Here is a 12,078-nt window from a genome sequence, read left to right on the forward strand (position 1 = left end):
TCTCTATCTGCGGTACTAGGAATGAATGCGTTGAGCGAATAGAATCTCTCGAGTCAAAGGTTGATGAAATCACAGCTTTGTCCTTCGGAACTGTAGAAGGCACAATAGGTCTGATTGAACGAATCGGGGAGGAAATCATTCCCTCTTTCTGATCCGAAGTGTCTTAGCTCCGACCTTCACCATGCTCTTGCATTCCTCTGCAAAGCTGTCGAGGCCCTCCGTTATGCGGCCAAAGACAGTGATGGGCGCGGGGCCGACCTTCCAACGGGGTTGCCCTCGTCCATAGAATATCAGTAATTCATCAATACTGGTGTCAATGCCCAAATCTCCTGGACCCGTGTATATCGTTTGGTTTTCTTCGCCAATCTGTTTAGTATCTCGGATTCCGCTTGGAACCGTTAAGATACATTCACCAGACCATGCCGCATGCCAGATTTCTCTTTCAATCGGAAGAGAGTTCAACAAGACCTTGGTGGCCTTGGGAGCTCTCTCCTCGAGCAGAACTGCTATTGCTTCAACCGATTCGTCTCCGAGAGACAGTACTATTTCTGTCACTTTCTGATTCCTCACCATAGGCTATATTCTTCATTCTAGATAATCCAGAGGAGTTCATCTTCCATTGGCACTATGGGCTTGCAGCCTGATTCAGTTACCACAAATTCATGCTCATAGCCCAGTACTCCCATACCATCATTATCAACATCATAAATCCAAGCTTGGAAACAGAAGACATTGTCTGGATCAACCACATCTTCTCGTCCATGCCCTATGTATGGTGGTTCATGGATATGGAGCCCTACACCTATACCAGTATGGTCGAATGTTTCTCCGCAATCACAGTCTTTCAGTGGCTTTATCGCTTTGTCATGAATCTCTTTTGAAACAGCTCCTGGCTCAAGATTATCTTGGAATATTCCGATCGCCTGAACAATAGCTTCGTGAGCTTTCTTGAATTTGTTAGGTGGTTGACCCACATACGCATATCGGGACCAGTTTGCATAGTATCTCCTAAACCAGGCGCCAACATTCATGACCAAGACATCGCCATCCTGTATGGGCCGATCTTGGTTGAAGGTGTCCGCCATTGGGTATCGTTCACTTCCAGCGCGGATATTGAAGTATCCAATGCTGTTCGTATTGTGGCCTTCTTTTGTTTGCTCTTCGATGAGAACCTCTTTGAAGACTTCTGCGATTTCAATCTCTGTCATGCCCAAATCTAGTTGGTCTCTGGCTGTGTTGTAGCCTTTCATTGCTATGCTCGCAGCAGTACGAAGCCTTTCTATCTCTCTAGATGATTTCCGCATTCGGCACGCCCACAGAACATCTCCACCCGGGACAAAATCTGTATTGGGCAACTTTTTCCTGAGGTATTCTACTTCCGCGAAATGTAGACTGGATTCTAGGTCTTCGCCTTGTTCAAGCCCAATTGTTCCATTATCAAGTCCCATTTTGGTGAGGGTGTTAACGACTAGTTTGGCGAAACTCATTTTCTCATGTTTAAGATGAGCTTCCGTATGCCTCACGATGTTTCTCACCCATGAAGTCCTTTCCGCGGTTCCGCTCAGAAAGGCCGGGATAAGGAGCACTGGATTTTGGTCCCGGGGAATGATTCCTAGTTTCGGGCCAATTGTGGTCATACAGCCCGTGAAATATTCGGTGTTCTTCTTTGTCACAATTAGTGCATCTAATCCTTCTTTTTCCATGGCCTTCTGGGCTGTTTCGTACCTCGATTCGTACTCGGCCGAAGGAAACTCAGGATAGATTCTTTCCAGCAGGGACTCTTTCGTTTCATCAAACATCTATCTCTACTCTCCATTACCTCTTTTTAGAGGCCAAGATATGACTCTCTGATGTAATCATCATCGATCAAATCACAGCCTTTGCCTCTCATTGCGATTCTACCGTTCTCCAGAATGTATGCGTCATCGCAGAAATCAAGTGCAAGTCTGACATTCTGTTCAGAAACTAGGACTGACTTCCCCTCGGTTCCAATCTCATCCATGGCCTCAAAGACTCTCTCGACCAGCATGGGTGCTAAACCTTGTGAAGGTTCGTCAAGGAGGAGTAGCTTCGGGTCAGACATCAAGGCTCTTCCGATTGCGAGCATCTGTTGTTCTCCTCCGCTTAATGACCCCGCCATCTGTTTGCTTCTCTCTTCGAGAATCGGGAACATATTGAGAACCCATTCCAAGGTGTCTTGGGCATTCTTAATTCCCCCTCGAATCTTGGCTCCCATCTCGAGATTCTCACGCACGGACAAATCAGGAAATAGCAGGCGCCCTTCAGGTACGAGAGCAATACCCTCCGCTAGTATTTCGTCAGCTCTTCTCCCGTCTATTTTCTTTCCTTCGAAATGGATTGATCCATTATCTGGTTTCAATAGACCAACAATTGTCTTAAATGTCGTAGTCTTCCCAGCTGCGTTTGGACCGACAATTGCGACTGCATGATTCTCTTCAACCTCGAGCGAGATGTCTCTTAATACTTTCAAACCATCATACGATACATCAATATTATTGACTTCAAGCATCCTTAATCACTCCTGTACATATTCCTGTCCTAGGTATGCTGCAATCACATCTTCGTCACGAGAAATCTCCTTCGGAGGGCCGTTCGCTATCACTTCACCGCGATGGAGTACTATTATCCGTTCAGCGACAGACATTATTGCGCGCATGACGTGTTCAATCCAGAAAAGCGTGATACCCAGTTCGCTTCTGATTCTTTTTGCTAAGTCAATTGCGTCACCTAGTTCAGCTTCATTGAGGCCAGCAACCAGTTCGTCCAGAAGTAGCAAATCTGGATCTGTATTGAGTACAGAAGCAAGTTCCACCTTCTTCCTATCAAATGGGGTCAGATTAGAGACTGAAGTACTTTCGTAGTCATCTAGACCAACGAAATCCAAGTACTTCCTGCCGTCTTCCTCTGCCTCAATGTGGGGTTTGCCTGCGCCAAAGGCTCCTCCTGTGATTACATTCTCGACAACTGTCATTTCCTCAAAAGCCCGCATGAGTTGGAATGTTCTTGCCACTCCCATCCGAGATATCTCGTGAGCTTTCGATTTTGTTATTTCCTCCCCTCTGAAGAAAAGTTGTCCTTTGTTCGCCTTCAATACGCCCGTCATTACATTGAACAGGGTTGTCTTTCCGGCTCCATTGGGGCCTATGAGGCCAACTACTTCTCCCTCATAGATCTTGAAGCTTGCATCTTGTACCGCTGCGAGACCTCCAAATGTCTTTGTTATGTTCTTACATTGAAATAGAATATCCGAATTTTTCATAATTCATCCTCCGGCTACTGGTAAAGTGATTACAATCTCATCGCAATTTCCAAAGTGATCGTCTGTCTGTCCTGCATATTGAAATCCATTCTCATCGATATAACCGATCTCTCTCCCATTATTCAGAACGATGCACCCTTCCAAGGGATTTTCCCGATTGATGCGTCGGAAGGAGTGTCTCTTTTCACTGATCATGTTCTTGAGAAAATCATCTAGCTGACTCTGGAATGAGCCTTCTTTGAGTTCTAGTTCCATCCCGTTTTGTATTTTTACAAAGGGATGCACGATTTTTATTCTCACTTTTGGAACAGACATTGTCTAGGGAATAAAGGAACGTTTTTATATTTCTTTCGAGAAGGGTGCTTTGTAATTCAACAATGTTCGAAATATTATGATTTGATGAGCATTAATTTCAATACTTGAATTACGGAGAAGGGACCCAAAAGAGGTAAACCAATGAAAAAGAATGTCTTCGGATTTGCTGGAGAGACGCTATATGTTGACTTGTCAAAAGGCAAAGTGGTGAAGAAAGATACGCCTACAGAGCTTATGAAGCAATACTTGGGGGGACGTGGTGGAAACATAAAGATTCTCTATGACCGTGTTGGTCCCAACGTCGAACCGCTAGATCCTGAGAACCCAGTCATTTTTGGCGTTGGCCCTCTAGTGGGCACTACGGCTCCTAGTTGTGGCAGATGGAATGTCTCTTCTCGCTCGCCCATGACAATGATACTCGGAGACTCAAATGCGGGAGGCCATTGGGCACCTGAACTCAAATGGAGCGGATTCGACCATCTGGTTTTCACAGGCAAATCGGACAAACCAGTTTACCTGTGGATAAATGATGGCGAAGCAGAGCTTCGAAGTGCCAAGAATGTATGGGGAAAGCGAGTAGCTGAAACTGGTGATAGGATACGAGAAGAAGTTCGAGAAGAGGAAGCCAAGATAGCCACTATCGGACCTGCGGGGGAGAACATGGTGATGGGTGGTTCCGTTATGTCAGATGGGACTCGAGCTGCTGGTCGCACTGGAATTGCTACAGTAATGGGCTCAAAGAAACTGAAAGCAGTAGCAGTCCTAGGCACACAGGGTGTTAGACTCGCAGATCCCGAGAGATTCGGGGAGCTAACCCGCGAGGCACATAATGAGATTCTTGAACATCCATTATACCAAACTTGGCAGGATTTGGGCACAACCTTTCTTCTAAAAGCGGTCAACGAAGCAGGCCGTTTAGCAACGAAGAACTGGTCCGAAAACATACTTCCTGAAGAAATTGCTCAGAAGATGAGTGGCCAAGAGCTATTGGAAGAGTACGTTGTAAAAGGAAAAGGTTGCTACAATTGCCCTATATCTTGTAGTAGGCGGTATGAAGTACCAGCCGGACCATTTGCAGGTACTGCAAGTGAAGGACCTGAGTATGAAGCACAAGTACATCTGGGTTCAAACCTTGGAGTAGAGGACCTTGAAGCCGTTCTCCACATGAACATGCTCTGCAATGACCTAGGCTTGGATGTTTGTACAGTTGGAGCCACTATTGCGTGGGCTATGGAGATATATGAGAAAGGAATCATTACCAAGGAGGATACAGGAGGAATAGAACTCACTTGGGGCAACACCGATGTAGCTGTTGAAATGGTCAAGAAGATAGCTCGACGCGAGGGGTTCGGTGATGTTCTGGCAGATGGATCATGGTTGGCGGCTCAGGAGATAGGACGAGGATCAGAGAAATATGTCATTCACAGTAAACGGATTCCCTATACCGCGGTTGATCCGAGAGGCTCCTTTGGATGGGCATTGGCATTTTCCACCTCGACACGTGGCGCAGACCACCTCCGGAGTTTGGTTTACGTGGCATCCTTGAAAAGCTATCAAGACCAAGCCACTCGTATCTTTGGAGTTTCTCCTGAAGCCACTGATGAGTGGTCATTGAAAGGCAAGCCATTCTTCGTTGTGCTTTGCGAGCATATTGGAGCTTTGATAGATGCGCTCGGCCTTTGCAAGACACCATCACTGATTCTCATGACTGAATCATATTTCGTAACTGATAGTGCCAAGCCTGATAAATTGGCAGAGATTGTTTCTGCGGCTACAGGCTTTGATCTTGATGGACAGAAGATGCTCGATACTGGAGAGCGAATCTACAATGTAGAGAAAGCCTTCAATGCCAAATTCGGATTTGGTGGAAGAGAGCATGACAGTATTCCTTGGAGATTCAGGGAGGACGTACCACCTTCTGAACCCCGAAACACAGAAGAAGCACTTGTAACAGAAGACAAGTTGAATACTCTACTGGATCAATACTATGAACTTCGGGGCTGGGACATAGAAAGCGGTCTACAGAAGAGAGAGAAACTGGAGGAACTGGGTTTGGAGGATATCGCAGACGATCTGGATAAGCTGGGTTATCTTGCAGAATAGTTATTATCTGGAAAGGATGGCTCTGTTTCCTACGTAACTAAAGGTGGGGAATTCATGATTGGAGAACTGGGCTCACTAGGTGCGGCAATCTGTTTCAGTGTAGCCGCTGTACTCTATGGTAGTGCCCTCCAGAAGACAAATCCTGTCTCAGCAAGTATTGCACGCTGTATTTGTGTGGGCGCCATCATGGGGAGCCTGCAATTTCTCATATTTTTCATGTATGGTATTCCAACCATTCCATTAGATGCAATTTTCCTCGCAATGTTGAGTGGCATTATTGGTCTTGCTATCGGTGACATTCTCTACCTGAAGAGCATCCAAAAAATCGGGATTACTCGTGCTGTACCCATTACGACGATATATCCACTCTTTGGCATTGGTTTGACTGTCTTTTTGGATATTGAACCTATACGATTGTCAATAGTACTTGGCGGACTACTTGTTTTTGTTGGCCTTTATCAAATCTCAGCCGATGGAGAAAGTGAGCTCCAATTAGAAAAGGAGCAGATTTACAAGGGAATTGCATATGCTCTGTTAGCAGCATTCGTCTGGTCGATTAGTCTCCTTTTCACAGATGCGGCCATTTCACTTGCTGGAGAATCCAACATGAACTACGCATATTCTGTCAATGCCCTCCGCGTTCTATCAGCTGGTCTCTTCCTTGGTCTTTCTATTCCATTTCTTGACAAGTCACTTCGTCTAATCGAGATACCGGGAGAATCTCTTCTCGCTTTAGTAGTTGGTGGGGTAATCTCTCTAGGACTTGGATGGTTTCTTCTTACGTTCAGCTTTTTCCACGCACCATCATCGATCGTAGTTCCCCTATCTTCAACTACTCCCTTTTTTTCCGGTATACTTGGTTTACTTGTGCTCGATGAGAATGTTACGAAAAGAAGTGCATTTGGTTCTCTGGTAGTTGTACTAGGCATATTCGTTTTATGGTTATTCTAGCAATGGCTTGCGTCAATACTGAGAGAGGATCATAGCAAATGAATTATTGAAATATTTTCGATTCTAATTTTCTATTTCTGTATTTGGTTCAAAACAACACATAAGACTAATATTGTTTGTCGATTATGTATAGTTTGATTCAAATGACGAGCTGCAATCATAGTCTACGTTATATTGGTGATCAGCAGGGGGAGAAGGGCCCCAACAGGTACTTCAAGTGCACTCGATGTGGATGTGTTCTCGTCCGCAACGCTGATGGTAGCAGATTCATTATACCTGCTAACAAGGCAGAAGAATCAGAGCTGCAAAGTAAGTGATACGGAGCTAAGGAGATTCGTACAACCCTACCGTGAAACCTTCACAACTGCTTCCTCTTGGTATCCGGTAATTACCCTCATATATCCGCTGAGCATCTCATCTACATCTTTGTCTCCAGTATCCACGTAGAGGGGTTCTCCTGGTTTTCGCGATGAGAGCTTGCTCTTGGTGGCAATCACGATGATGTTGTCTCGACCAACTTGTTTGATAACTTCAGGGCTGATTTGTTGATTGCCCCTTCCGAAGATGAAACCTTGTCCTCCAATTGGAGAGACAACGATTTTGACATCTTTTCCTTTGACAAGCTCCAGTATTTCATCCTCATTGACATCCCTAGCAAGTATCTCGTCTTGATTAACCACATCTACACCTAACAATGTCTTCTCTGTTCCCAATCTATCTGCGACTGCCTTGACTGTAGTCCCGGGCCCAAGTAAGAAGATGCTATCATCCATCTCGGCTACCACGTATTCAGCTATTGCTTCTTTGTTACTTTCTTCATCAATTCCTGGAGACGAAGCACTCTTGGTTGGCTGTACAAGTCTTTTTTCAAAAGGAATCTTGAGATATCCATGTAACTCAGCTGATAGCCTGTTCTCCCTAAACGCTTCTTCATCGATATCCATGACCTCTGCAGTTTTAAGACTAGCTTCCCCTCTCAGATAATCTACCGCCAGACGGCCTGCCTTTCTAGGATTTACTGCAAAGACGCTAGAGTGTATTTTCACACCGGTGGGTATGCCCAAGACAGGCAGCTCCTGATCAATAGCCTCGCAAATGTCCCTTGCTGTTCCATCGCCTCCTGCAAATAGAATCATATCTACTTCTAAGTCTGCCATTTCTCTTGCAGCTCTCTTTGTATCTTCAGCAGTAGTACTGCCACTTTCTACAGAACCGATAACTCTTGGACTGAAACCACACTCAATGGCTTCATTCTCTCCCATTTCATGAGGATATGTGACTAAATCGATGTCATCCTTCATCAGTGCAATTTCACGTAACGCTTCAACTGCTCTGGGGGGAGAGCGTTTTGTGGCCCCAAGTCGGATGGCCTTCTCTTTGATTTGAGCACCATCTGTTCCCTTAAGGCCAACTCGGCCCCCCATCCCAGCAATGGGATTGACAATCAAGCCTAGTGTCTTACTCTTGGGCACTTAGTCTCGCTCCCTCTTCTTGATGTATGCTCTCCATGTGGTAGCCCATTTCTCAGAATCTGTTGCAGGACCGAGGTCGACTTTTGAAATCGAACAGCAATGTGGGGCGTCCTTAACGATTTCCGGATTGTTGTATGCCTCGTCAGAAACTCGTTGGAAGATTTCGGCGAAACGATCGAGGTCTTCCTTGCTAACAGACTCAGTAGGTTCCGGAGTGAACGGTTCCGGTACTATCCATGGCTCATGCGAGGTAAAGCATCTTTGGATTCCAAAATCAACTATACGTCGATTCACATCTGCAATACCAATCCCGGTGTCCTCCTTCATCTTCTCAACCGTAAAACGACCCTCTTGCATACGTAGTGGATGTGAGTCGAACCAGGGCAAATCAATTCCCTTTATCTTTATGAGTTTCCGTGCGAGATAGTTGCTGTTTAGCACTGCTATTTCCGACACCTCTTCCATTCCCTCTGCACCTGTAGTCATTATCCACGTATAGGCCCGAATTGCGTTGGGTACAACTCCATAGTAGCTACCTATTTGACCGATGCTTTTCGGCCTATCTCGCTCAAGGTAGTATCGTTCACCGTCAAATTCAACCAAGGGTGTTGGTAGGAACTCTGCTAGTTCCTCTCTGGCTCCAATAGGGGCGCTTCCTGGCCCGCAAGAACCATGAGGCGTTGAGAAAGACTTGTGCAAATTGAAATGGCAGAGGTCTGCTCCAGTATCACCAATCCTGAGTTTTCCGAGAATGCAATTGGCATTGGCTTGATCTATTGCTACGAGGCCTCCTGCATCGTGAACAATATCTATGTACTCTGTGATGTTGTCATCAAAAACACCGGTGTCATAAGGATCAGTTATCATCATACCAACTGTCTTATCAGAAACTGCTTCTTTCAGCGCTTCGACACTTGGAATCCCAGTCTCTTCATCAGGATAGAGAGAAAGTATTTTCATCCCTGCGACACCGGGAGAAGATGCATTACATGGGTGAGATAGGACCGTGGTGATTATCTCATTTCTTTGTTCCAATTCTCCTCGAGCTTGAAGATACGCTTTCATGATTGTTGCGTTTGCAAATACTGCATGGGCACCACCTCGAGGTTGTAAAGAGAATTCATCCAATCCTGATATCACACACAGCCATTGCTTCAGACGGTACATGATTTCTAGAATACCTTGGACTGTTTCCTCCTCCTGATCTGGATGCAGATGAGCAAGCTTGGCAGCCCTTGCTAGCTTCTCGTTTATTTTGGGGTTGTACTTCATTGTACAAGTCCCCACTCCTGCATTGATACCAGAATCAGTGCCATAGGTCTGTTGAGACAAGCGAATGAAATGTCTTAGAACTTCAGGTTCTGTCAGCTCGGGCAAGCCCGGAGGGTCTTTCCTTCTAATGCTCTCTGGGATATCCGACTTGATATCGCCAACAGATTCTTTGAGTTCCTCAGAGGACCGGGGTACATCAAACCCCCGCCGTCCCTTTTTTCCGAGCTCGAAAATTAGCGGCTCATTCCATCTTACAGCTTGGTATCCTGTGTCTTCGCATTTCTTCATTACAATACCTCCTCAAGTGCATGGGCAAGCTTATCGATATCTTCCTTAGTATGAATCTCTGTGACAGAGTACAACGCCGTGTTATCTAATCCCTCATATTCAAGGTCCTTTCCTCCCTGAATACCGTGTTTCAATAGAGCTTTGTTGACTTGCTCAACAGTCTTCCCGGATTCGGTGAAGTTGACTGTGAAATCCTTGAAGTGGGGTAGGCTGAAAATCGGCGACTGAATCCCCTCAATTTCTGAAAGTCTCTTTGTGGCATATTTTGTCCTTTCAGCGATAGTCTGGGCAATTTCAGTAATTCCTTTGGGTCCCAGTAAGGACATATACACAGCCGCAGTGATTGCCCAGAGAACGGTAGCGGTCCCTGTATAGCTCGCAGCTTTTTCTCTTGCTCCGAACATGGTGCTGTGAGGGAGAACATAGGCAAATCCTTTCTCTCCCTCTTTCTGCGTGGTTGTTATGGTAATGATTCTATGACCAGTCGCTGCCATGTACTCCTCTTTATCCTTGAAGGTCAAGAAACCTAGAAGGGCTCCTCCAAAGCTAGGATGTAGGCCAAGTGGTTGTCCTTCACCGCATACTATATCCGCACCGTAGTCACCTGGACCTTGAATCAGACCAAGAGAGAGTGGTTCTACTCCAACTGTGAACAGGGCACCATGCTCATGAGCTAATTCCCCAATTTCGGGTGCCTGCGTTTCGATGAATCCGTAGTAGGAAGGATTCTCGAGATATATCGCAGCAGTATCAGAGTCCAGTTCTTTCTCAAGGGCAGATAGGTTCATTCCGCCAGTTGAAGGATCTTTGGGAATCTCTACTACTTCAGCCAAATCTGAACAATGTGATTTGATTACTGAAAGTCGGTATGGCCCTACTGTTTCCGGGAGCAGTATCTTGTCTCGGCCAGCAACTATTGCCGCCATTCTGACAGCATCTCCCGCAGCTGTTGCCCAGCTGTAGGTGGGAAAGGATACCGCATCCATTGATACCAGTTCGCCTATCATACTCTGGAATTCCCAAAGCGCTTGATATCTACCTAGGTCGGAGTAAACGTCTCCGGTATAGGCTGTCAGGAACTCCGATCTTGCGTTTATCTCATCGCATGCTGCTGGTACATAGTGCTGCCAGCATCCACCACCGAGAAAAGAAAGCATCTCTCTTCCGGTTGTATTTTTCCCAAGAATCGATGAAACGTGTTTCTGTACTTCCATCTCTGGAGTTTGCGGAGGCAGGTCAAGAGTTCCCTTGAATCTTATCGATTCAGGTATTGACGCAAAAAGCTCATCCACACTTTCGATTCCTATTTCTTCTAGCATTTCACGTTTAATTTCTGGAACACTATTAGGTATGTATTGATGTCTACTCATTCTTCCTCACACTTCAGTTCGAAAAATGCATGTCCTACATCTTCTCATGAAGACAGCCGACATAGCTTTGCTGTTATGATACGATGAAACTAGAGTTGTGCTTTGCTTGGATTCTGATGTAGAATCGGCGGCAAAGCATCTTGTTACCGTGAACATCCCATGAATTGATTGTGTATTCTTCATCGTCGAGAACCTTCTGTTCTATCTATTCAAGAAAGTGGCAGGACCAGCGGGAGGTCCTGTACTCTCAGTAATCCTGGTTCAGCCTCAATCACCTGAGGAATCATATTCACCTGTCTGAGTGCAGAAACATAACCGCCCCTGTCAACTGTCCCGCCTGTCAGCTCCATTCTGTGTGAAGGCTCACCGTTGACTATTATTGTGTTTCCGGGACTCACACCATCTTCAGGTCTTGGATCCCAAACGGCATATGATTTTATGACAATTCTTTCTTCTTGATTCTCAAAGCCCGTACCGATTTGCACGACTCCAGCTACCTCTCCGGGCATTATAGTGAAATCAAAGGGCGTTTCTCGTTCACTTTCCGAAATGAGGGCATCGTATTCGATTTTGATCTTATCTATCTCCCAACCCATAGCATCTGCGAGAAGATGGATATTCGCCTTCCTTCCAGGCAAGGGTGAACGGCCAAAGGTCCAGACACCTTCTTTGACACCTTTTCTGAAGTCCTCTGGATCCATGCCGAAACCCATGTACGGCGGTTGGAACATACTATACTCACTAAAGTCAACAACTCGATTAATTTCAATACTCTCCACGGTTTTGCAAATACCAGCTAGGGTCAGCGGAAGGAGGTCTGGAACAAAACCGGGGTTCACCCCTGTGCCTATCAAGGACACCTCGTTCTTTTTTGCCAGATTATGAATCTCCTCTGCAAGATCGGGGTGGGTGTGCCAGGGATAGCTCATTTTTTCTGAAGTTGTAATTACGTGTAATCCTTTTTCGATTAGGGGTTTTACTTGATTGTAGAATGATTCAACTGATGTAACTGTACAGTGAGTAACAA

10 protein-coding genes are annotated in these 12,078 nt (G+C 45.7%); 2 read left to right on the forward strand and 8 right to left on the reverse strand.

The annotated features are described in order from the left end of the window. Positions 1–135: 135 nt before the first annotated feature. Genes GF309_04650 through GF309_04670 form a run of 5 tightly spaced genes read right to left on the reverse strand, consistent with a single transcriptional unit; the run spans position 136 to position 3,565 of the window. The gene (locus GF309_04650) at positions 136–573 is read right to left on the reverse strand and encodes a DUF3830 family protein (protein ID MBD3158057.1); all 438 of its coding nucleotides are present in this window, start codon (positions 571–573) and stop codon (positions 136–138) included. A 17-nt stretch (positions 574–590) separates the two neighbouring features. Further along, complete coding sequence (locus GF309_04655; GenBank protein ID MBD3158058.1) at positions 591–1,799, reverse strand: M24 family metallopeptidase; 1,209 nt, start codon at positions 1,797–1,799, stop codon at positions 591–593. Between the two features lie 26 nt (positions 1,800–1,825). After that, complete coding sequence (locus GF309_04660) at positions 1,826–2,530, reverse strand: ATP-binding cassette domain-containing protein (GenBank protein ID MBD3158059.1); 705 nt, start codon at positions 2,528–2,530, stop codon at positions 1,826–1,828. A gap of 6 nt (positions 2,531–2,536) precedes the next feature. After that, a complete protein-coding gene (locus tag GF309_04665; protein MBD3158060.1) occupies positions 2,537–3,280 on the reverse strand; it encodes an ATP-binding cassette domain-containing protein in 744 nt (247 codons plus the stop codon). Between the two features lie 3 nt (positions 3,281–3,283). Further along, on the reverse strand, positions 3,284–3,565 hold the full coding sequence (locus GF309_04670) for a hypothetical protein (GenBank protein ID MBD3158061.1): 282 nt from the start codon (positions 3,563–3,565) through the stop codon (positions 3,284–3,286). 171 nt (positions 3,566–3,736) lie between these two features. On the opposite strand from GF309_04670, the gene GF309_04675 reads away from it, so the two are divergent. Further along, on the forward strand, positions 3,737–5,698 hold the full coding sequence (locus tag GF309_04675) for an aldehyde ferredoxin oxidoreductase (protein MBD3158062.1): 1,962 nt from the start codon (positions 3,737–3,739) through the stop codon (positions 5,696–5,698). 54 nt (positions 5,699–5,752) lie between these two features. Continuing rightward, positions 5,753–6,649 carry an EamA family transporter gene (locus GF309_04680; GenBank protein MBD3158063.1) on the forward strand — a complete coding sequence of 299 codons (897 nt, stop codon included), beginning with the start codon at positions 5,753–5,755 and terminating at the stop codon, positions 6,647–6,649. A gap of 344 nt (positions 6,650–6,993) precedes the next feature. Here the strand turns inward: GF309_04680 and GF309_04685 are convergent, their stop codons facing one another. The 3 genes from GF309_04685 to GF309_04695 are packed head-to-tail and all read right to left on the reverse strand — an operon-like array spanning position 6,994 to position 11,051. Further along, complete coding sequence (locus GF309_04685) at positions 6,994–8,073, reverse strand: ATP-NAD kinase (GenBank protein MBD3158064.1); 1,080 nt, start codon at positions 8,071–8,073, stop codon at positions 6,994–6,996. A gap of 48 nt (positions 8,074–8,121) precedes the next feature. Beyond that, positions 8,122–9,681: an aminotransferase class V-fold PLP-dependent enzyme gene (locus GF309_04690; protein MBD3158065.1), complete on the reverse strand. Its 1,560-nt coding sequence runs from the start codon at positions 9,679–9,681 to the stop codon at positions 8,122–8,124. Further along, positions 9,681–11,051, reverse strand: coding sequence for an aminomethyl-transferring glycine dehydrogenase subunit GcvPA (locus GF309_04695; protein MBD3158066.1), 1,371 nt, complete (start codon positions 11,049–11,051; stop codon positions 9,681–9,683). Before GF309_04695 ends, GF309_04690 begins: the two co-directional genes overlap by 1 nt. Positions 11,052–12,078 lie beyond the last annotated feature (1,027 nt).

Source organism: Candidatus Lokiarchaeota archaeon (assembly GCA_014730275.1).
GTDB lineage: Archaea > Asgardarchaeota > Thorarchaeia > Thorarchaeales > Thorarchaeaceae > WJIL01.

Coding starts and splice junctions, on each gene's coding strand:
- GF309_04650 (MBD3158057.1), bottom strand. CDS start 573: ATGGTGAGGAATCAGAAAGTGACAGAAATAGTACTGTCTCTCGGAGAC.
- GF309_04655 (MBD3158058.1), bottom strand. CDS start 1,799: ATGTTTGATGAAACGAAAGAGTCCCTGCTGGAAAGAATCTATCCTGAG.
- GF309_04660 (MBD3158059.1), bottom strand. CDS start 2,530: ATGCTTGAAGTCAATAATATTGATGTATCGTATGATGGTTTGAAAGTA.
- GF309_04665 (MBD3158060.1), bottom strand. CDS start 3,280: ATGAAAAATTCGGATATTCTATTTCAATGTAAGAACATAACAAAGACA.
- GF309_04675 (MBD3158062.1), top strand. CDS start 3,737: ATGAAAAAGAATGTCTTCGGATTTGCTGGAGAGACGCTATATGTTGAC.
- GF309_04680 (MBD3158063.1), top strand. CDS start 5,753: ATGATTGGAGAACTGGGCTCACTAGGTGCGGCAATCTGTTTCAGTGTA.
- GF309_04685 (MBD3158064.1), bottom strand. CDS start 8,073: ATGGGGGGCCGAGTTGGCCTTAAGGGAACAGATGGTGCTCAAATCAAA.
- GF309_04690 (MBD3158065.1), bottom strand. CDS start 9,681: ATGAAGAAATGCGAAGACACAGGATACCAAGCTGTAAGATGGAATGAG.
- GF309_04695 (MBD3158066.1), bottom strand. CDS start 11,051: ATGAGTAGACATCAATACATACCTAATAGTGTTCCAGAAATTAAACGT.